Source organism: Romboutsia ilealis (assembly GCF_900015215.1).
GTDB lineage: Bacteria > Bacillota > Clostridia > Peptostreptococcales > Peptostreptococcaceae > Romboutsia > Romboutsia ilealis.
In genome coordinates, this window is the sequence record NZ_LN555523.1 from 2,179,909 (window position 1) to 2,201,049 (window position 21,141).

17 protein-coding genes and 2 other annotated features are annotated in these 21,141 nt (G+C 29.1%); of the genes, 1 reads left to right on the forward strand and 16 read right to left on the reverse strand.

The window, feature by feature from the left end; translation table 11 throughout:
* Positions 1 to 21: 21 nt before the first annotated feature.
* The 10 genes from CRIB_RS10280 to infC form a co-directional block, all read right to left on the reverse strand.
* Positions 22 to 2,433, reverse strand: a complete 2,412-nt coding sequence (locus CRIB_RS10280; RefSeq protein ID WP_180702283.1) for a DUF3656 domain-containing U32 family peptidase — start codon at positions 2,431 to 2,433, stop codon at positions 22 to 24.
* Between the two features lie 94 nt (positions 2,434 to 2,527).
* Positions 2,528 to 3,136: a cell division protein ZapA gene (gene zapA / locus CRIB_RS10285; RefSeq protein WP_180702284.1), complete on the reverse strand. Its 609-nt coding sequence runs from the start codon at positions 3,134 to 3,136 to the stop codon at positions 2,528 to 2,530.
* A gap of 22 nt (positions 3,137 to 3,158) precedes the next feature.
* Complete coding sequence (gene pheT, locus CRIB_RS10290; protein ID WP_180702285.1) at positions 3,159 to 5,549, reverse strand: phenylalanine--tRNA ligase subunit beta; 2,391 nt, start codon at positions 5,547 to 5,549, stop codon at positions 3,159 to 3,161.
* Positions 5,550 to 5,565: 16 nt separating this feature from the next.
* A complete protein-coding gene (gene pheS, locus CRIB_RS10295) occupies positions 5,566 to 6,585 on the reverse strand; it encodes a phenylalanine--tRNA ligase subunit alpha (protein ID WP_180702286.1) in 1,020 nt (339 codons plus the stop codon).
* Positions 6,586 to 6,774: 189 nt separating this feature from the next.
* Positions 6,775 to 7,004 (reverse strand) — a binding site (T-box leader).
* 50 nt (positions 7,005 to 7,054) lie between these two features.
* On the reverse strand, positions 7,055 to 7,852 hold the full coding sequence (locus CRIB_RS10300; protein WP_180702287.1) for a TrmH family RNA methyltransferase: 798 nt from the start codon (positions 7,850 to 7,852) through the stop codon (positions 7,055 to 7,057).
* Positions 7,853 to 7,854: 2 nt separating this feature from the next.
* Positions 7,855 to 8,526 (reverse strand): potassium channel family protein, encoded by a 672-nt coding sequence (locus tag CRIB_RS10305; RefSeq protein ID WP_180702288.1) that lies wholly within the window; start codon positions 8,524 to 8,526, stop codon positions 7,855 to 7,857.
* 40 nt (positions 8,527 to 8,566) lie between these two features.
* Entirely contained in the window at positions 8,567 to 9,943 is a 1,377-nt protein-coding gene (locus CRIB_RS10310) for a TrkH family potassium uptake protein (protein ID WP_243633520.1), read from the reverse strand.
* Between the two features lie 221 nt (positions 9,944 to 10,164).
* The gene (gene rplT / locus CRIB_RS10315; protein ID WP_071119399.1) at positions 10,165 to 10,521 is read right to left on the reverse strand and encodes a 50S ribosomal protein L20; all 357 of its coding nucleotides are present in this window, start codon (positions 10,519 to 10,521) and stop codon (positions 10,165 to 10,167) included.
* A 60-nt stretch (positions 10,522 to 10,581) separates the two neighbouring features.
* Positions 10,582 to 10,776, reverse strand: coding sequence for a 50S ribosomal protein L35 (gene rpmI, locus CRIB_RS10320; protein WP_071119398.1), 195 nt, complete (start codon positions 10,774 to 10,776; stop codon positions 10,582 to 10,584).
* Positions 10,777 to 10,803: 27 nt separating this feature from the next.
* Positions 10,804 to 11,394, reverse strand: coding sequence for a translation initiation factor IF-3 (gene infC / locus CRIB_RS10325; RefSeq protein ID WP_330404865.1), 591 nt, complete (start codon positions 11,392 to 11,394; stop codon positions 10,804 to 10,806).
* A gap of 321 nt (positions 11,395 to 11,715) precedes the next feature.
* On the opposite strand from infC, the gene ftsH reads away from it, so the two are divergent.
* On the forward strand, positions 11,716 to 13,119 hold the full coding sequence (gene ftsH, locus CRIB_RS10330) for an ATP-dependent zinc metalloprotease FtsH (RefSeq protein ID WP_180702289.1): 1,404 nt from the start codon (positions 11,716 to 11,718) through the stop codon (positions 13,117 to 13,119).
* A gap of 49 nt (positions 13,120 to 13,168) precedes the next feature.
* Here the strand turns inward: ftsH and thrS are convergent, their stop codons facing one another.
* The 6 genes from thrS to CRIB_RS10360 all read right to left on the reverse strand — a co-directional run bounded on the left by thrS (position 13,169) and on the right by CRIB_RS10360 (position 20,929).
* Complete coding sequence (gene thrS, locus CRIB_RS10335) at positions 13,169 to 15,088, reverse strand: threonine--tRNA ligase (RefSeq protein WP_180702290.1); 1,920 nt, start codon at positions 15,086 to 15,088, stop codon at positions 13,169 to 13,171.
* 55 nt (positions 15,089 to 15,143) lie between these two features.
* Positions 15,144 to 15,369 (reverse strand) — a binding site (T-box leader).
* Positions 15,370 to 15,423: 54 nt separating this feature from the next.
* Positions 15,424 to 16,026, reverse strand: a complete 603-nt coding sequence (locus CRIB_RS10340; protein ID WP_180702291.1) for a DUF445 domain-containing protein — start codon at positions 16,024 to 16,026, stop codon at positions 15,424 to 15,426.
* A 122-nt stretch (positions 16,027 to 16,148) separates the two neighbouring features.
* Positions 16,149 to 16,949, reverse strand: coding sequence for a putative sporulation protein YtxC (gene ytxC / locus CRIB_RS10345; protein WP_180702292.1), 801 nt, complete (start codon positions 16,947 to 16,949; stop codon positions 16,149 to 16,151).
* Between the two features lie 392 nt (positions 16,950 to 17,341).
* Positions 17,342 to 18,277 carry an ABC transporter permease gene (locus tag CRIB_RS10350; RefSeq protein ID WP_180702293.1) on the reverse strand — a complete coding sequence of 312 codons (936 nt, stop codon included), beginning with the start codon at positions 18,275 to 18,277 and terminating at the stop codon, positions 17,342 to 17,344.
* Positions 18,277 to 19,368, reverse strand: coding sequence for an ABC transporter permease (locus CRIB_RS10355; protein ID WP_180702294.1), 1,092 nt, complete (start codon positions 19,366 to 19,368; stop codon positions 18,277 to 18,279). The genes CRIB_RS10350 and CRIB_RS10355 overlap by 1 nt, the downstream gene beginning before the upstream one ends.
* Positions 19,361 to 20,929, reverse strand: a complete 1,569-nt coding sequence (locus CRIB_RS10360; RefSeq protein ID WP_180702295.1) for an ABC transporter ATP-binding protein — start codon at positions 20,927 to 20,929, stop codon at positions 19,361 to 19,363. Before CRIB_RS10360 ends, CRIB_RS10355 begins: the two co-directional genes overlap by 8 nt.
* Between the last annotated feature and the right edge of the window lie 212 nt (positions 20,930 to 21,141).

The following is a 21,141-nucleotide window of genomic DNA, read 5'->3' on the forward strand; positions in this document are numbered from 1 at the left end:
ATAGCACTAAAATATAACTTATTATTCTACACCTTTGTAGTAATGACCTGCTGTTGTACCCTTTTCATCTAATTTATTATAAAGTTTAGTAGCTTTTGTTCCTAATTTATAATCATTAGATAAAACTTCTTGATAGGCTTCTATAACTTCTTTAACAGTCTCTTTATCTTCTAATGCAAAGTCTAATCTAAGTACATTTATACCTATTTCATGTAATTCATATAAGTTGTCTAGCATACAAGTTACATTTGAATTATATATTGTACTCCTACAGAATATATCTTGTGAAACTCTGAATTCATCACCTTTAGAATTTCTTAATGCATATATACTTTCTTTACATTTAGCAACTCTTTTATCCTTTTTACAATCACGAACAATTACTCCCATAGGACAGTATTCTGTTATCATAAGTGGAGTATATCCATAAACTACAGATTCTATATTTATATCAGTGTACTTTATTGTTTCTTTTATCTCGTTTATATTTAACTCTTGAGATATACATAAAGTATCTGCACCTATTTCTTTGTAGTAATTTATAGTTTCACTATTAAATGCATTTAAGTAGTAATCTATATTTAATTCTTTACCTTTAAAGTAATCTATTGAACCATAGTTTCCTACTTGTACAGATGCTACACCTGCATTATTAGCTTTTGCTAAATGATTGTATTCTTTGTTTCTTATTATTCTAGGTGCAGAGTATATTACCTTTTTATTATATTTCATAGCTAAGCTCATAGCTTTATCTATGCTATTAGTATCTTCGTAATATATTCTATCTATATTGCACTCTAATGCACTTTCTAATTGTTCTAAATTTTTAACTTTAACAGATATTTCTTGTTTTTTGTTTCTATTGTATTGTACTGGTTTATACTTAACAACTTTATCTTTATATTTTCTATTTTTTATGCTTATTCTTTCTTTATCTAAAAGTTCAATACAATCTCTTCTCATTTGATTTAATAAACTTACTGGTAAACTAACATTATCATCTAATTCAATTTCTAATAAATCTAATTCATAAGGTGTATTTCCAAGTTTTCTTAGTTGAGCTTCTACTTTTTCTTTGCTTAAAGCAACCTTCATAGCTTCTTCAACTATTTTATCACATTCTATAGTTGCTTCATTACCATGTCTATCTTTTAATGTAAGTATTGGCTTTTGACCTAATTTTATAGTAATTTTTGCATCAATTATATTTTTTACAAGTTCTTTATCTTGTGTAAATGTAGCTTGAACTCTATCCATTAATTCACTATCTGATGTTTTAAATACTATTTGCCCTTTTCTTGCTTCGCCAACAAAGTCTAATTCAATAGTTTCACCTTTGTATCCTATAGTTTCTATGTTTCCATTTTTTATTATTCTACCTATAGTACCTCCGCCAAGATTTATACCATCACCTTTTTTAAGAGTATTTGCTAGTTTTATTTTTAATCTTTTTGCTTTTTTATTATAATCTACTACTGTACCAACATATAGACCTTGGTTATTAGGAAGTTGCGAGTTCATCATATCCTTACCAACATCACCTAGTAATAATCCTTTAGTGAATTTTCTATTAAATATAGTATATAAATCATTTATTGTTTCATCTGAAACATTTAATTTATTTGTAGCTAAATATTCATCTATAGTTTTTCTATATCCATCTATAACTGTTGCAACATACTCTGGTCTTTTCATTCTACCTTCTATTTTTAAAGAATGTACTCCTGCATCTATTATCTTATCAATTTCTTCTATTGTACTTAAATCCTTAGGACTTAGTAGATAGTCTCCATTACTGTTTACGACTTCTCCTGTATATACATCAACAAGTTCATATCTTTGTCTACAAGGTTGTGCACATCTTCCTCTATTTCCTGATCTATTCCCTATCATAGAGCTCATTAAACATTGTCCAGAATAACATACACACAATGCTCCGTGGACAAAAACTTCTATATCTGCTTTACAGTTATCGCATATATATTTAATTTCTTCTACTGTAACCTCTCTCGCAAGTACTACTCTATCAAATCCTACACCTTCTAAATATTTAACATCTTCTAATGAATGTGCCACCATTTGAGTACTTGCATGTAATTCAAAATCAGGTAATTCTCTTTTTATAAGTCTAGCCATACCTATATCTTGAAGTATTATTGCATCTACATCTATATCATATAAAAACTTTACATATTCTAAGAAATCTTCTATTTCATTTTCTTTTCTTAGTGTATTTGTAGTTACAAAAACTTGTACACCTCTTATATGAGCATATTTTACAGCGTCTTTTAACTCATCTCTATCAAAATTATTTGCGGATGCCCTTGCTCCAAAATCTTTTCCTCCAAGGTATACTGCATTTGCACCATTTTGTACTGCAGCTTTTAATGCTTCAAAAGACCCAACAGGTGCCAATAATTCTACGTCTCTCATATTGTCCTCCTTTAAGGAATATTTATCCTCTTTATATAATATCCTTAAATTTTAAAATTAAAACCTTCAGGTTCCCCTGAAGGCTTAATTTATTTTATCTTTTTGCTTTAAAAAATTTCAATTCATTTTCAATCTCTATTTTTTCCAATTGCACTCTATATGCGTCATTTTGGAACTTTGAAGACATTTGCTCTGCAACTCTGGCTTTCTCCTCAGCAATTTTAGTTAAATCTTTAAGTTCATCAACTTCAACCTTATACTCTTTAATTTGTTTATCTTTAGATTGAATATCATTTTCTAACTTAGAAATTTTACTTTTTTGCTCTTCAATTAACTTATTTAACTCATCTATCTTCGTCTTTAAGTCTTCTTCCGATTTAGCTTTGCCTTGTAGAGATAATTCTAATTTTTTCATCTCTAATTTTAGTTCTTCTTCTCCAGTACCAACCTTTTTGTTAAGTTCTTCATTTTCTTTTAATAGTTCCTCATTTTCATCACAACATTCAAAGAATACATCCGCTATATTTATAGCTGATAATATTGATGCTGATGATGTGCTTAATTTTGGATTTGCAGTTGTTATTTTTCTAATTTCCTGATCAACATATCTTGCTACTCTTAGCATATGTTCTTCTGATTTTGGACCAACCATTGGATATTCAGAACCATTAATTTTTACTATAACTTTATTCATTTCCTTCATACTAACACGCCCCCTACGTTAGTTAGTTTGATCTTAAGTTTGCATTTAATTTTTCACTTAGCTCACTTAATATCTTCTCATGTACTTTTGCTACATCTTCATCAGTTAAAGTTTTTTCTTTACTTCTATATGTTATAGAATATGCTATAGACTTATGTCCTTCTTCTATTTGAGCACCTTTATAAACATCAAATAACTTATAGCTTTCTACTAAGTCTCCCCCATTAGCTTTTATTATATCTTCTATCTGCTTAACAAATACTTCATCTTTAACTATTAATGCTATATCTCTAGATGTAGATGGATATTTTGGTAATGGATTATATGACTTAGTTAAGTTTAAGTTTTCAAATACTGTATCTATATTTATTTCAGCTACATATACTCTTTGTCCTAAGTTATAGTTTTCTATAACATCTGGATGTAATTCTCCAAAAGTTCCTATATATATATTATTATACACTATTTTTGCACATCTTCCTGGATGGAATGTTAAATTTGTAGTTTCTGGTTCTATTTCATAACCTTTTAATCCTACGTTGTTAAGTATAGATTCTACAACTCCTTTTAATACAAAGAAGTCTACTTCTTTACCATACATTCCAACACAGTATTTCTTAGTCTCTATTGGTAATCCTTCTTGTGGTATAAAGGTATTTCCACATTCAAATGCAGATACTTCTTCAACTTTATGAGATATATTTGTAGATATAACATCTAACATATTAGGTATTAAAGTAGTTCTCATTACAGAAGTTTCTTCACCTAATGGGTTCATTATTTTAACAAAGTTTCTCTTTTCATCATCAGCTGGAAGATTTATTTTATCTACACCTCTTGGGCTTACAAATGAATATGTTAATATTTCATTTAATCCACAAGCTATAGAGTTAGATTTTACATTGTCTATAAACTTTTGTTTTTCAGTTTTTACACCTGCAGTAGCATTTCCTTCTAAAGAAGCAGAAGGTATATTGTCATATCCATATATTCTAGCTATTTCTTCTAATATATCTGCATCTTCAGTTATATCTAATCTAAATGTTGGAACTTCTAGCTCTAAAACTTCAGAAGATACTAAATTACATTTAAATTCTAAGCTTTCTAATATGTTTATGAATTGGTCCATAGGCACGTTAACACCTAATAATTTATTTATTCTAACTGGGTTAACTGTTACTTTTTGAACTTCTTCTTTTTGTGGATAGTAGTCAAGCATTCCATTAAGAACTGTACCACATCCTAACTCTTCTATTAATTGACATGCTCTATTAACAGCTTCTTCTGTTAAGTTTATGTCTATTCCTTTTTCAAATCTTGAAGATGCTTCTGTTCTAAGACCTAATTTCTTAGAGGTAGCTCTTATGTTTTCTTTAGCAAAACTTGCTCCTTCTATAAATATAGAAGTTGTTGTATCTTTTATTTCTGAGTTTTCTCCACCCATTATACCTGCTAAGTCTAATGTCTTATCTTTATTTCCTATAACTAACATATCTGATGTTAAAGTTCTTTCAACACCATCTAATGTAGTGAACTTTTCACCTTCTTCTGCCATTTTAACAGTCATTTTATTGTATTTTATATCATCTAAATCAAATGCATGAAGTGGTTGTCCAAGCTCTAACATAACGTAGTTTGTTATATCCACTATGTTACTTATAGGTCTCATTCCAGCTTCTATAAGTTTTCTTTGCATCCAGTATGGAGATGGCCCTACTTTAACATCTTTAACTACTCTACCGCAGTATCTTTTACATAAATCTGTTTGTATATCTATTTCAAATGACATTTCTTCATCGCAAGCCTGAACTTTTATTTCAGGATATTTTAATTCTTTTCCTAAAGTAACAGCAGCTTCTCTAGCTATACCTATTATAGATCTACAGTCTGGTCTGTTTGAAGTTATTTCAAATTCTATTAGTGCATCATTTATTCCTAAAACATCTCTTACATCCATTCCTAATTCAAATGAATCTTGATGATCTAGTATATATATTCCATCTTTTTTATGGTCTTCAACAAATGCAGATGGTATAGTTAATTCTTCAGCACCACAGAACATCCCTTCTGATAATACTCCTCTTAACTTGCCTTTCTTTATTTTGAAATCTCCAGGTAGTACTGCACCTATTCTAGCAACTGGTACAAAATCTCCTACTTTTATATTTGTAGCATTAGTTACTATTTGAAGTATTTCTCCGTTTGCAACTTCAACCTTTGTAACTTTTAATCTATCAGCATCTGGATGTTGTTCTATTTCAAGTATTTTACATACTTCAACTCCATTTGTTTCTTTTCCAAAGAAATCTACTTTTTCAACTTTTGAACCTGTCATAGTCATCATATCAGCAAATTCTTGTGTATCTATATCTATGTCAACATAATCTCTAAGCCATTTTAAAGGTACTAACATATTCAAACCCTCCTAATTAAAATTGATCTAAAAATCTCATATCATTTTCAAATAATAATCTTATATCATCTATTTCGTATTTAAGCATAGTTATTCTATCTACACCCATACCGAAAGCAAATCCACTATAAACTTCTGGATCTATTCCACAGTTTCTAAGTACGTTTGGATGAACCATACCTGCACCTAATATTTCTATCCATCCTTCTTGTTTACACATAGGACATCCAGCGCCTTGACACTTAAAGCAAGTAACGTCTACTTCTGCACTTGGTTCTGTGAATGGGAAGTTATGTGGTCTAAATTTAGTTTTTGTATTTTCTCCAAATAACTTCTTAACGAACATATCTAATGTTCCTTTTAATTGAGCCATTGTTACATCTTTTCCAACTACAAGTCCTTCTATTTGATGGAACATTGGAGAATGTGTAGCATCTGGAGCATCAAATCTAAAGCATCTTCCTGGTGCTATTATTTTTATAGGTAACTCTTGATCCTTCATTGTTCTAACTTGAACAGGAGATGTTTGTGTTCTAAGTAATAATTCACTATTTATATAGAATGTATCACTCATATCTCTTGATGGATGATCTATTGGTGCATTTAATGCATCAAAGTTATTTTCAACAGTTTCAACCTCTGGACCTTCTGCTATAGAGAATCCCATTCCCATAAATATTTCACTTACTTCATCTATTATTTGAGATATAGGATGTTTCTTTCCTACTTTAACAGCTTTAGCTGGCATAGTAACATCTATAACTTCTTCAGCTAATTTCTTTTGCTTTTCTATAGCTTTTAATTCTTCTTTCTTTGAAGATATACTTCCTTCTATAGATTCTCTTACCTTGTTAGCAACTTGACCTATAACTGGTCTTTCTTCTGCTGATAACTTACCCATTTCTTTAAGTATAGCAGTTATTTCACCTTTTTTACCTAAGTACTTAACTCTTAGGTTTTCCACAGCTTCTATACTAAAAGTATCTTTAATTTCATTTAAAGCCGCTTCTTGTAAATTAAGTAATTTTTCTTGCACTATATATCACCCTTTCACTATTTATTTACATAAAAATTCGCTTCGCTCATGTCGCCAACGACTTCGTCCGTTGCTCAAAATCTTTTTTACGCTCAAAATAATTTATTGATATTACTTACATTCAAAATTTATCCGCATTTTTTTAAGTATTATAATACCCTTAAGCGTAAAAAAAGCCCTTCATCCCAACCTAGGGACGAAAGGCTACTATTTCGCGGTACCACCCTAGTAGTCTAAAATTATAAATTTTAAACCACCTCAAATAAACTTAACGCGTTTTAACGTTAAAGCCTACTATTAATTTCAGCTTTAATACTCCAGAGGGAACTTCTTTTGAATTCTTATAAAGTACTTTCAGCCTTGATACTTCTCTCTGTGCTAAGTTGATTCAAAATACTTTTCTCTTTCATTGTATTTTAAAATATATTTTTAGATAATTATAACATATAAAATGTATAATTAACAACTTTTAAACTAAGTATTTTTTTATCTCATACATCAGTATTGCAGAACTTATAGCTGCATTTAAAGATTCTGCCTTACCATATATAGGTATCTTAACCAATACATCTGATTTTGATACTAATTCTTCATTTATTCCATTAGCTTCATTACCTATTACTAGTGCAGTTTTATAATTATACTCCACCGTATTATAATAATTATTTGTATCTAAGTAACTAGATACTATATCAAATTTCTTTAGCTTAAGTATCCTTAATGCTTCTTCTTGAGTAGCATGAATTACATTCATATCAAATATAGACCCCATAGTTGATCTTATTACTTTTGGATTATATATATCTACACATCCCTTTAATGCAATTATTGTATCTACTCCAGCAGCATCTGCAGTTCTTATTATCGTTCCCATATTACCAGGATCTTGTATTCTATCTAATATTAGTACAAATCTACTTTCATCAGTTAAATTTTCTTCTAGTGTTCTTTGTTTAAATTTAACTACACCTATTATCCCTTGAGTATTTTCAGTATCTGTTAAATCTTCAAAAATCTTATTTGTAGTTTTATATACCATTATATCTTTTTTCTTAAGTATTTCTAAAAATTCTTTATGTTCTTGCTTTTTTTCAAAATCTTCATTTATAAATACATAATCTAACTTAGCTTTACATTCTATCGCAAGAGTTAATATTCTATATCCTTCTATTATAAATTTTGATTCTTTATTTCTATTTTTTGACTTTAATAATGACTTCGTGTATCTTACTTTATCATTATCTTTAGATGTTATTATCATAGACATAACTACTTTCTCCTAATTATATCTTTATTTTCAGAAGTAATACTACTTATATTGCTACTTTGACCAATCACAACTAGTATACTTCCTGCTTTAAGTTCTTCATCTGGTGATGGTGTTACATTTATACTCTTGCCATTTTTTATAGCAAGTACAGTTATTTCATATCTTGCCCTTAATTCTAAATCAACTAGAGTTTTTCCTACCCAACTAGTTGGAGTAACTATTTCTACTATAGAATATTCTGGATCTAATTCAATGTGATCTAGTATGTTATCTGAAACTAAGTTATGAGCAACTCTAACTCCCATATCTCTTTCTGGAAATACTACTCTATCCGCCCCTATTTTATAAAGAACTTTTGCTTGTAATTCATCTTTTGCTTTACATACAATTTGAGACACTCCCATTTCTTTAGCTATAAGAGTTGCCATTATAGATGCCCTTATATCAGATCCTATTGCTATTATAGCTACATCAAAGTTTCCTAATCCTATTGATCTTAAAGATTGTTCATCTGTAACATCTACTATAGCCGCATGAGTAACTTTATCAACTATGTTTTGAATTATTTCTTCACTTTTATCTATAGCCATTACTTGATGACCTAAAAGATGCATAGTTGTTGCTAACGATGCTCCAAATCTTCCACATCCTATAACTATATATTGTTTCATAACTTTTACCTCTCTATATTTTAAATAAATTTATTTTAATTTATCCAACTATTATTTTACCTTCTGGATATCTAATAGGAGGATTTTTCTTTATTCCTCTTGATGCTAACGCCATAAATATAGTTAAAGATCCAACTCTTCCCATAAACATGAATAACATTATAAATATTTTTCCTAAAACACTAAGATTCGGACTTCCACCTATACTAAGTCCAACCGTAGCAATAGCAGATACTACCTCGAATCCAACTTCAAGTAAACTAAAACCAGGATCAGTTATAGATATAATAAGAGTTCCCATCACGACTAGAGTTATACCTATTAAAAATATTCCTAATGATTTCTTAACCGTAGTTTCACTTATTCTTCTTTCACATACTTCTATATCTTGCTTTCCTAGTATAAACGACTTTACAGTTAATATTAAAGTAGCTATTGTAGTTGTTTTTACTCCTCCACCTGTCGAAGCTGGAGATGCACCTATAAACATTAATATTATCATGAAAAATATACTATTCTCTCTCATAGCGGCTAAATCTATTGTATTAAATCCAGCAGTTCTAAGTGTTACTGATTGAAATAATGAGGCTAATATTTTTCCTCCAAATCCTAATTGACCTAGGGTATTTGGATTATTATATTCTAATACTAGTATAAATAACATTCCTAATACTATTAAAACAGCTGTACTAAAAAGAACAACTTTAGAATGTATGTTTAATTTCGATAACTTTTTATTTCTTATAACGTCAAGAATTACAGGAAATCCTATACCACCTAAAATAATTAATAGTGATATTGTTATAGTTATAGTAAAGTTATTTACATAATATGTTAACGATGAAAATGGACCGCTAACTACTCCCATTAAATCAAAGCCAGCATTACAAAATGCCGATATAGCATGAAACATACTATACCAAATACCTTTTAAAACTCCAAATTCAGGTATAAATACAGTTGACAATAATAAGGCTCCTGTACCTTCAATTAAAACCGTTGTAATTAATATGTACCTCGTTAATCTGACTAGTCCAGATAAATCTATTTGATTCAAAGATTCTTGTATCAGAAGTCTTTCTTTTAAATTTATCCTTTTCTTGATTATAAGGGCAAATAATGTTGTCATAGTCATAAATCCTAATCCACCAATTTGTATTAAGGTTATAATTATTAATTGCCCAAAAAAACTCCAATAAGTCGAGGTATCAACTGCAATTAATCCTGTAACACAGACTGCCGAAGTTGATGTAAATAATGCATCTAAAAATCCTATACTTTCTCTATTTTGAGTAGATATTGGCATACTCAATAAAATTGCTCCTATCAATATTACAATAGCAAATCCCATTACCATTATCTGAGTAGGTTCCATTTTATTTATAATTTTAGAAAGTTTCTTAATAATTTTTCTCACTATTTTAAACCCTCCTTTATACTTTGAGATTAATTTCAAAATAGTTAATAATTATTATTTTATTATATTCCAAAACTTTAGTAAAAACAACAATACCTATATTAATTTATATAATTATATTATATATATTTGAGAGACTTTTTATTTATTAAGTAATTAAAATATATATAAATATAAAAAAAGCTCTTGAATATAAAATTCAAAAGCCTTTTTCTATATGATTAAGCTAATTTAGATTTAGCAACTTCTACTAACTTAGCAAATCCTTCTGCATCATGTATAGCCATTTCAGCTAACATTTTTCTGTTAACTTCAACACCAGCTAATTTTAATCCGTTCATGAATCTTGAGTAAGATAATCCATGAGCTCTTGTTCCAGCGTTTATTCTTTGTATCCAAAGTCTTCTGAAGTCTCTCTTCTTTAACTTTCTTCCTATATAAGCGTTCTTTAACGCCTTCATTACAAATGTATTTGCTGGTCTATATAATTTGCTTCTTGATCCTATAAATCCTTTTGCAAGTTTTAATACTTTCTTATGCTTCTTACGAGCGTTCATAGCTTTTTTAACTCTTGCCATCGTTATGACCTCCTTCGTCTTCCTCTGTTATTAATTGTTTATCTATTTTTTATCCGATTTTTAGTATGGTAATAATTGTGCTATTCTTCTAGCATCACCTGCTGTAACTATTCCAGACTTTCTTAATTGCATCTTAGTCTTAGCAGCTTTCTTAGTTAATATGTGTCTTCTGAAAGCTTTAGCTCTCTTTAATTTTCCAGTTCCAGTCTTTTTGAATCTTTTAGCAGCACCTCTATGAGTTTTCATTTTAGGCATGTTAATTTCCTCCTCTCAGTTAATCATTTATTTCTTTGGATCTATCATTACAACCATATTATTCCCCTCAAATGCTGGGGCTTTAGTTGGTTCACCAAACTCTTTTACTATATCTATAAACTTTAACATTACTTCTTTACCAATGTCTTTATGTCCTAATTCTCTACCTCTAAATCTAAGTTCAACTTTAACTTTATCTCCTTTTTTAAGGAACTTAATAGCTTGATTAGCTTTAGTATTTAAGTCATTAGATTCTATACCTGGTCTTAATCTAACTTCTTTTATGTTTACTACCTTTTGTTTTTTCTTAGATTCTTTTTCTTTTCTAGATTGTTCATACTTGTACTTACCGTAGTCCATTATCTTACATACTGGCGGATTAGCATTAGGTGATATCATTACTAAATCTAGATTTTTATTATTAGCTATTGTTTGAGCTTCTTTAGCAGACATTACTCCAAGTTGCTCTCCATTGTCTGAGATAACTCTTATTTCTTTATCTCTTATTTGTTCATTGATTGCTAGTTCCTTACTAATGGTAGGACACCTCCAAATTTTTATAAAAATAAAAAGCGAATGATTAAAATCATCCGCATATAAGTTAACACATTCAAACAAGCTTTATACATTTAAAATTATAAAAGCTTAACTTATATTTACACTTACAACTCTTATCGCAAGGTGAGAAGCGGACTTCTTCTTTATTTTCATTATTTATTACTTTATTTACTATATCACTTATTAAATTTTTTTTCAAGTATTTTTTTTAATTTTATCTAAATAAAATAATTTAATTAAGTAATTAGATAAGTAGTTTATGGTTATACTCTAAGATATTAGAAATTAATTATTTAAAATGAAAAATTTATATAATAAATTTTATAAACTATGGAAATTATAAGATAAATAAACAATTTTTATTATCCGAGGTGTATGGCTATGAAAATGTGGGAAAATTTTTTAAAAAAAATAAACAAACCAGTACCTGTATTTGCTCAAACAACTAAAATTGAAAAAGACAATCCAAGTGAAGACTCTAACTCATCTAAACCTAAAACTACATTTTGTGATGTTGCTGGGCTAGAAGAGGTTAAAGAAGAATTATTTGAAATAGTAGATTTCATGAAATCTCCAGACAAATATAAAAAAATGGGTGCAAAAATACCAAAAGGAGTATTATTTTACGGTCCTCCTGGTACAGGTAAAACATTACTTGCATCAGCTGTAGCTGGTGAGACAAACTCTTCATTCTTTAATGTTACCGGATCTGAGTTTGTTGAAAAATACGTTGGTGTAGGTGCTAAAAGAGTAAGAACTCTTTTTGAGAAAGCTAGAAAAGAAGCTCCAAGCATAATTTTTATAGATGAAATCGATGCAATAGGTGCTAAAAGACAGTTAGAAAGTAACAATGAAAAGGACCAAACCTTAAATCAGCTTTTAGTTGAAATGGATGGTTTTACTAAAGATTCAAATGTAATTATAATAGGTGCTACCAATAGACTTGACTTACTAGATGAAGCTTTACTTAGACCTGGTAGATTCGATAGACATATTCACATAGGTGCCCCTAACTATCATACTAGATATGAAATTTTAAAAGTTCATACTGATAATAAGCCAATAGATCCTTCTGTAAATTTAGAAGTTTTAGCTAAAAAAACTCATGGATTTAATGGTGCTCATCTTGCTAATATAGCTAATGAAGCTGCTATTTTCGCTGTAAGAGATAATAGCGATGTAATTACTGAAATTCATTTTGATAAAGCCTTAGAAAGGGTTATTGCTGGGCTCGAATCAAAGAATTCAACTTTAATCGAAAAGGAAAAGAAAATAGTTTCTTATCACGAAGCTGGACATGCACTAGTCAGTGATTTAGTAGGAATTTCTCCTATACAAAAGATATCAATAGTTCCGAGAGGACAGGCTTTAGGCTATGTTCTACAATTACCTGATGAAGATAGATACATCTATACTAAAGAAGAGCTTCTTGGAAAAATGAAAATACTTCTTGCAGGAAAAGCATCTGAAGAAATTATATTCAATCATAAATCTACTGGAGCGAAGGATGACCTAAAGAAAGTTACCGAAATAGCTAACCAGATGGTTTGTGAATATGGAATGAGCGATCTAGGATTTATGACTTTAGATGGAAACAATAAAACATTTTTATCTGAAAAAATACAAGATGAGGCTAATAAAATAGTTCAAGATTGTTATAACGAAACATTAGATATATTAAGAAATAACATAAATGACCTACATCTAGTTTCAAATCATTTATTTGAAAACGAAACTATGACTCATGAAGAATTAAAATCATTAATAAGAAAAGAAATGTGTTAAGATAAAAAAAGAGTAATCTATATTTTAGATTACTCTTTTTGTTTATACATTAGTCTTGTATTACATTTTTTCTACTTTCAACTTCTTCAGATACAGTAGTTATAAATTCATCTAAGCTTATACTTCCTACTTCTCCGTTATCTCTTGATCTTACAGATACAGTCTTATCAGCAGCTTCTTTTTCCCCTACTATTAACATATAAGGTATCTTTTGAAGCTGAGCTTCTCTTATCTTGAATCCTGTCTTTTCTGCTCTATCATCTATTTCAACTCTTATTCCTTTATCAAATAAAGCTTTTTTAACTTCATTAGCATAATCATTGTATTTATCTGATATAGGTAATATTCTAACTTGAGTTGGAGCTAACCAAACTGGGAATTTACCAGCATAATGCTCTATTAATATACCTATGAATCTTTCTATACTACCAAATGCAACTCTGTGTATCATAACTGGTCTATGTTTTTCACCATCTTGACCTATATAAGTTATGTCAAATCTTTGAGGTAATTGCATATCTAATTGTATAGTTCCACATTGCCATGTTCTTCCTAAGCAATCTCTTAGGTGGAAGTCTATCTTAGGACCATAGAATGCTCCATCACCTTCATTTAATATATATGGTAAGTTAAGCTCTTCTAAAGCTTCTCTTAAACCATTTTCAGCTGCTTCCCACTCTTCATCTGAACCTATTGAGTTTTCAGGTCTAGTTGATAATTCTAAGTGATATTCAAATCCAAAAGTCTTGTAAACTCTATCAATTAAATCTACAACACCTTTTATTTGATCTTTTATTTGTTCTGGTAACATGAATATATGTGCATCATCTTGAGTAAACGCTCTAACTCTCATAAGTCCATGTAATGCACCTGATAATTCATGTCTATGCACTCTACCAAGTTCTGCAACTTTCATAGGGAATTCTTTATATGAATGTGGCTTAGCGTTGTAATATATTAAAGAACCTGGACAATTCATTGGTTTTATAGCAAATTGTTGCTCATCTATATCTACAGTGTACATATTTTCTTTATAATTGTACCAATGTCCTGAAGTTTCCCATAATTTTTGATTTAGTATTATTGGAGTCTCTATTTCTTGGTATCCATCTTCTCTATGTATTTCTCTCCAGAACTTTAATAATTCGTTCTTAAGTTCCATACCTTTTGGTAAGAATAATGGGAATCCTGGACCTTCTTCAGGTATAAAGAATAAGTCTAATTCTCTACCTAATTTTCTATGGTCTCTTTTCTTGGCTTCTTCTAACATGTGTAAGTATTCTTCTAAGTCTTTGTTCTTCTCAAAAGATATACCATATATTCTTTGAAGCATTTTGTTTTTTTCATCTCCACGCCAATAAGCTCCAGCTACGCTTAATAATTTAACTGCTTTAACTTTTTTTGTTGAAGGTAAGTGAGGTCCTCTACATAAATCAGTAAAGTCTCCTTGCTTATAGAAAGATATTACTTCCCCTTCTGGTAAATCTTCTATAAGTTCTACTTTATATATTTCATTATTTTCTTTTGCCCATGCTAAAGCTTCTTCTCTTGGTAATTCATATCTTTCAACAGCTATATCTTCCTTAGCTATTTTCTTCATTTCCTTTTCTAATTTTTCTAAATCTTCATTAGTTAATCTATGATCTAAGTCTATATCATAGTAGAATCCATTTTCTACAGTTGGTCCTATTGCAAATTTAGCTTCTGGGTATAATCTCTTTATAGCTTGAGCTAATATATGAGCTGATGTATGTCTGAATACATCTTTTCCTTCTTCATCATCAAACTTGAATAAGTTTAATTCACAATCTCCTTTTACTATATGGTTTAGTCCTACAACTTTTCCATTTACAGATGCAGCAACTACTGCTCTAGCTAAACCTTCACTTATAGACTTAGCTATGTCCATAACTGAAAGTTCATTTTCGAATTCTCTTACAGATCCATCTTTTAAAGTAACTTTTATCATTTTATTTCCTCCTTAATTAATTTTTTATAATAAAAAAACTCATCCCAAATAAATATATTGGGACGAGTATTAATTCGCGGTTCCACCCAAGTTGAAGTATTTAAATACTTCCTCTTGATGACTATAAGGTTGTCATCCGAACACTTTCACATTTTATAAATGTTAATAAGTTCAGCTCCAAGCTAGTTTTCAAATAGTCATATTAAGATAAGCTTCCAGCCTATGACTTATCCTCTCTGATTAATTGTTTCTATTTTACTCTTCCTTTTCATCGCTATTTTTTAGTTATTACATTAATTATATCAAATACTTAATTCAGTATCAATAACAATATTTTATATAAATATAGTTATTATTCCTTGAACTATCCCTATAAAGAAACCTAATATAAGTCCTAGTATTTCAATATGTCTTAATTCATTTTTTACAATTTGTAATATTATTATCTCCAATTCATATAAATCTAATTCATTAATTTTGTTTTCTATTATTTCTTTTATATTTATACGATTACTTGCTTTAGCTATCATTTCTTCACATAATTCATCTATGCCTTCTCTTATTTCATCTTCGATTATTTCAGAAATATAATTTTGAACTAAACTTCTTATTGTACTAGGAATAAGCACCATCTTTTCATTAAGTATTAGCTTTATTTTTACTTTTATGTAATCAATTATATATTCTTTATCTTGCTCCGTTACTAGATTATTAGTTATTTCATCAATAGATAAAAACTGCTCTTCTACTATTCTTCCTATATTAATAGCAATCTCTTTTTTTCTCTTTGGTATCATTCCAATTATCTCTATATTAAATATCGGTACTTTTATTGGATTTATTGGTCTAAATATCAATTTTATAGCTATTACATTAGTTATATACCCGATTAAACCTCCTATAATAGCTAAAATCAATATCCTAATTATATTATTCATGCTAAAATCTCCTTTAATTAGATATCAGTTTACAATTAATTATAAATATAATATACCATTAAAAAAGTAATTTTTCTAACTATATATTTTATATCTTTATAATTAGTTAGTTTAGCATGAAATTAGTTTCTATTAATATATGTTACTTTATCACCAAATATCGATTTAATTATTTCTATAATTTCTTTAGAAGAATTGTTATTTACGGAATCTATTATTTCTATTTTACCTGGACATAGAGTAAGAAGATTACTCATCAAAAAGTCTTCATAATTTAAATTTTCTTCTATAACCATGTTCATTATTTCTTCATCATTTATACTATCAATTTCATTGCCATCCTTATCATAAAGTATAAATGAATTATCTTCTTTTATATGTATTCTTAAAAGTTCTAATTTTTCTTGCTGAATATCTACAAAATATTTAAGTATATTAATAAACTCATCTTGATCCTTTTTTATGAAATATTCTTCCCATGCTAAATCTACTATAGTTGATATATAATTATTAAATTCTTTCATTCTAAATTTCACAAAACCTTCTATATTTATGTAATCTTCATTTAATATATAATCGTATATTTTATTATATAAAGATTTCTTTATTATAAAATATTTCTCTTTAAACAAATTCAATGCACACATATATATCTTTTGAATTTCTTCGCTAGATTCAAAACTATATTTTTTTAGGACATACTTTCTAAGAAATTTATTTTCCATTATGTCAATTATCAAATCAGCTATTTCTTCTACGATTTCTTCATTATATATTCTATCTTTACTATTATTTTTTAGTACTACCTCTATATAATCTTTATTGTAAGTATATTCTTTTTCAAGTTTACGGTTAGTTAATAACTTTTTTACAGATATCTCATCTTGTTTATTTAAACTTAAATAAATATCTTTATTGGTCATTTTTATCCCTCCCTTCTAATATCTAGTAAAAGTATCAAAATAAAATTCTTCTACTTTTATTATTTCTCTATATAAAGTTTTAATTCATTTTATAAACGACACCGAATGCCATTACCTTACATTTAATTATCATCTCAGTCTACAGTATAGAAAGCTAAACTTAATTAATATCTCTATTCATGAATTACTCTTCATATAAAACGCTGAATAAGTATATACATATTTATATAAACTTTAATTCTAACTATAATACTATATTTTTATAAAATTAATTACTGATTATCTACATTATATATATTCTAAATAAAAATATTTAATAGTAATAAATTATATTTATATACTCTTTATAATGAATTATCATAAAAAAAATGATAGCTTAAAGCTATCATTTTCTATCTTTCACCTTTTTTATATGGATTTCCAAGAGCTGCCGGAGCCTTAGAACTCTTAACAAATAGTATTAATACTATTAATGTCATTATATAAGGTATCATTGATAATAAGTTTTCATTTATGCTAAATGGTAATTCTGGGTTTCCAAAGTAAACAGATAATGCCGTTGAGAAACCAAATAATAAACATGCTACCATTGCCCATTGTGGTCTCCATTTACCGAATATTACAGCAGCCATAGCTATATACCCTTGTCCTGATATTAATGTAGGTCTGAATGAAGAAACAACAGCTAAACTCATTGATGCACCACCTAATCCTGCTAATATACCTGATATTATAACTGCTGCATATCTAGTCTTTGCTACGCTTATACCTAATGTATCTGCTGCACCTGGATGTTCTCCAACCGCTCTTATTCTAAGTCCGAATTTAGTTTTATATAATACATACCATGCAACAGCAACTAATATAAATACTAGAAAAACTGTAGCATATGCATTGAATATTGTATCTAATATTCCTCCTGATGGGAATAAACCATTTAACGGTCTTGGTATTTTATTTTCCATTGGTATTGTTGGTGTCATAGTTGCACCATCAAACATTATCTTAGATGCAAATAATGCAACCCCAGGAGCTAATAGATTTATTGCAACTCCTGATATAGTATGGTCTGCATTAAAAGTTACAGTTGCTAATGCATGAATTAAAGCAAATAAACCTCCAGCTAAACCACCTATTATAAATGCTAACCATGGATTACCTAGCATATATCCTGCTGCAGCACCTGCAAAAGCACCTATAGTCATCATACCTTCTATACCTATGTTCACTATACCTGAATTCTCTGAAAATACTCCACCTAATGCCGCAAATATAAGGGGTGTAGAGTACATCAAAGTTGTACTAATAATTAAAGCTATATCTTGCATTATGCATTACCCCCTTTATTTTTTTTCTCTCTGAATTTTATATATAACATTCTTAATACATTGCTTAAAGCTATGAAGTATACTATAGAACCTATAACTATATTTACTACTTCAGAAGGAGCTCCTACAGCTTGCATCTTAGTTCCGCCGTATTTAAATGCTCCAAATAGCAATCCTGAGAATATAACTCCAATAGGATTACTGTTCGCTATTAATGCGACAGCTATACCATCAAATCCATATCCTTCTGGAGCTGCTAATATAGTAATATTTTGAGCTACACCCATTACTTGTATTGCTCCTGCTGCTGCTGAAAGTATACCTGCTATAGCCATAGATTTTAATATAGATTTATTAACATCTATTCCACCATATTCTGCTCCAAACTTATTGTGTCCAACACCTCTTAATTCGAATCCTAGAGTAGTTTTAAATAATATAAATGCTATTACTAAAATAAATACTATTGATATAACTATACCCCAGTTAACCTTTGTAGCTGGCCCTACTAAATCTGTTAACCAGTGTATACCTATAGTCGCTGAATCATGTATACTAACTGATGCTTCACTATTTGGTTTAGCTAACCATGTATTTTTTATTGCAAAGTTACTTAAGTAAAATGCTATCCAGTTAAGCATTATCGCCGCTATAACTTCATTTATTCCAAATTTAGATTTTAACCATCCTGCAAATCCACCCCATATAGCTCCACCTAAGCAAGCCATTAAAAGCGTAAGTGGTATATGTATTATTGCAGGTAATTGTATTACAGAACCAACCATAGTTGCAACTAAAGCACCTATTATAAACTGTCCTTCTGCACCTATATTAAATAACCCTGTTTTAAATGCAAAGGCAATAGATAAACCAGTTAATATAAGTGGTGTTGACCTTATTATAACCCAGGCGATATACTTAGGCTTACCAAATATACCTTCTATCATCGCTGAGTATGCTTGTATAGGATCTCTTCCTGCTATCAATAATGCTATCGCTCCAACTAATAAACCTAAAACTATGGATATTAAGGAGAATAAGATAGTATTATCAACTAAAGAAAATTTCTTTTTACTCGCTTTACTACTCATTATCTTCACCTCCTGCCATCATTAAACCTAACATATTTTCGTCTGCATCTTTCGCATCGACAATTCCTACTATTTTTCCTTCATATATAACTGCTATTCTATCTGATACATTCATAACTTCATCTAATTCTAATGAAACTAATAATACAGCATTTCCTTCATCTCTTTGCTTTACTAAGGCTTGATGAACGAATTCTATTGCTCCAACGTCAAGACCTCTTGTTGGTTGCGTAGCTATAAGTAATTGAGGTTCTCCAGTAGCCTTTCTTGCCGTTTCTATATTATCAACTTCTCTACCTATTATTATCTTTTGTTGGTTACCACCTGATAAGGCTCTTGATTTAACAGTATGATCTGTAGGTCTTACGTCAAATCTTTCTATTATTTTATCAGCATACTCTTCTATAGCATGTTTATTTAATATTCCATTTTTAGAGAATCTTGGATCCTTATAGTTTTGTAAAACTGTGTTTTCTGCAACAGTAAAATCTAATATCAATCCTCTTTTATGTCTATCTTCTGGAATATTTTTTATACCATTGTTAAATATTTCCTTTGGCTTTTTGTTAAGTAATTCCCTTGAATTTACTTTTATACTTCCACTTTCTGCTTTTCTAAGACCTGTTAACACTTCTACTAACTCTGATTGCCCATTTCCGTCTATACCTGCGATACCTAATATCTCTCCAGCCTTAACCTCTAATGATAATCCATCTACCACAGATACTTTTCTACTATCCTTTACTAGTAAGTCTTTTATTTCTAGTACATTTGATGTTGGTTTTGCTTCTTTTTTATCAACTTTGAAATTAACTTCTCTACCAACCATCATCGCTGCTAACTCATCTTCAGTTGTCTCAGACACTTTCACAGTATCTATGTACTTACCTCTTCTAATTATTGTACAATAATCCGCAGCTGCTTTTATTTCTTTTAATTTGTGAGTTATTATTATTACAGACTTACCTTCTTTAGTTAAGTTTCTTATAATTTGTATAAGTTCTTCTATCTCTTGTGGAGTAAGAACTGCTGTAGGCTCATCTAGTATTAATATTTCTGCACCTCTATATAAAGCTTTTAGTATTTCTACTCTTTGTTGCATACCAACACTTATATCTTCTATTTTTGCATTAGGATCAACATATAATCCGTATTTTTCTGATATAGCTTTAACATCTTCAATAGCTTTATTTATATCAATTGAACCAAGACCTTTTGTAGGTTCAACTCCTAATATTATGTTTTGTGCTACAGTGAAAGGTTGCACTAACATAAAGTGCTGATGAACCATACCTATTCCGTTTGCTATCGCAACATTAGGATTATCCATATTAACTAGTTTTTCATTAATGTAAATTTCTCCAGATGTTTGCTGATATAAACCATATAGTATATTCATTAAAGTAGACTTTCCTGCACCGTTCTCTCCTAAAAGAGCATGTACTTCACCTTTATGTACAGTCAAATCTATGTTATCATTCGCAACAAAGCTTCCGAACTTTTTAGTTATTTTCTTCATTTCTACGACTTTTTGACTGTAGTTGATATTACTATTATTCATCGCTCTTTATTATCCTCCTTATTAAAAATTATCAGCTTCTTTATTATACTAAAATACGACTAACATAACAAACTTTTTGTTTTAATTTATTGTTTTAATTTGTTTTTTTGTGTATCATGATAAATTTTTATAAAATATTAATATATTTTATATTATTCTTTCCAAAATCTATTAAAATATTTTAAATACGTAATACATTTAAAAAGACTATC

Coding starts and splice junctions, on each gene's coding strand:
- CRIB_RS10340 (WP_180702291.1), bottom strand. CDS start 16,026: ATGAATAATATAATTAGGATATTGATTTTAGCTATTATAGGAGGTTTA.
- CRIB_RS10305 (WP_180702288.1), bottom strand. CDS start 8,526: ATGAAACAATATATAGTTATAGGATGTGGAAGATTTGGAGCATCGTTA.
- CRIB_RS10300 (WP_180702287.1), bottom strand. CDS start 7,852: ATGTCTATGATAATAACATCTAAAGATAATGATAAAGTAAGATACACG.
- CRIB_RS10350 (WP_180702293.1), bottom strand. CDS start 18,277: ATGCAAGATATAGCTTTAATTATTAGTACAACTTTGATGTACTCTACA.
- CRIB_RS10355 (WP_180702294.1), bottom strand. CDS start 19,368: ATGAGTAGTAAAGCGAGTAAAAAGAAATTTTCTTTAGTTGATAATACT.
- zapA (WP_180702284.1), bottom strand. CDS start 3,136: ATGAAGGAAATGAATAAAGTTATAGTAAAAATTAATGGTTCTGAATAT.
- pheT (WP_180702285.1), bottom strand. CDS start 5,549: ATGTTAGTACCTTTAAAATGGCTTAGAGATTATGTTGACATAGATATA.
- rpmI (WP_071119398.1), bottom strand. CDS start 10,776: ATGCCTAAAATGAAAACTCATAGAGGTGCTGCTAAAAGATTCAAAAAG.
- CRIB_RS10360 (WP_180702295.1), bottom strand. CDS start 20,929: ATGAATAATAGTAATATCAACTACAGTCAAAAAGTCGTAGAAATGAAG.
- ftsH (WP_180702289.1), top strand. CDS start 11,716: ATGAAAATGTGGGAAAATTTTTTAAAAAAAATAAACAAACCAGTACCT.
- thrS (WP_180702290.1), bottom strand. CDS start 15,088: ATGATAAAAGTTACTTTAAAAGATGGATCTGTAAGAGAATTCGAAAAT.
- rplT (WP_071119399.1), bottom strand. CDS start 10,521: ATGGCAAGAGTTAAAAAAGCTATGAACGCTCGTAAGAAGCATAAGAAA.
- ytxC (WP_180702292.1), bottom strand. CDS start 16,949: ATGACCAATAAAGATATTTATTTAAGTTTAAATAAACAAGATGAGATA.
- CRIB_RS10280 (WP_180702283.1), bottom strand. CDS start 2,433: ATGAGAGACGTAGAATTATTGGCACCTGTTGGGTCTTTTGAAGCATTA.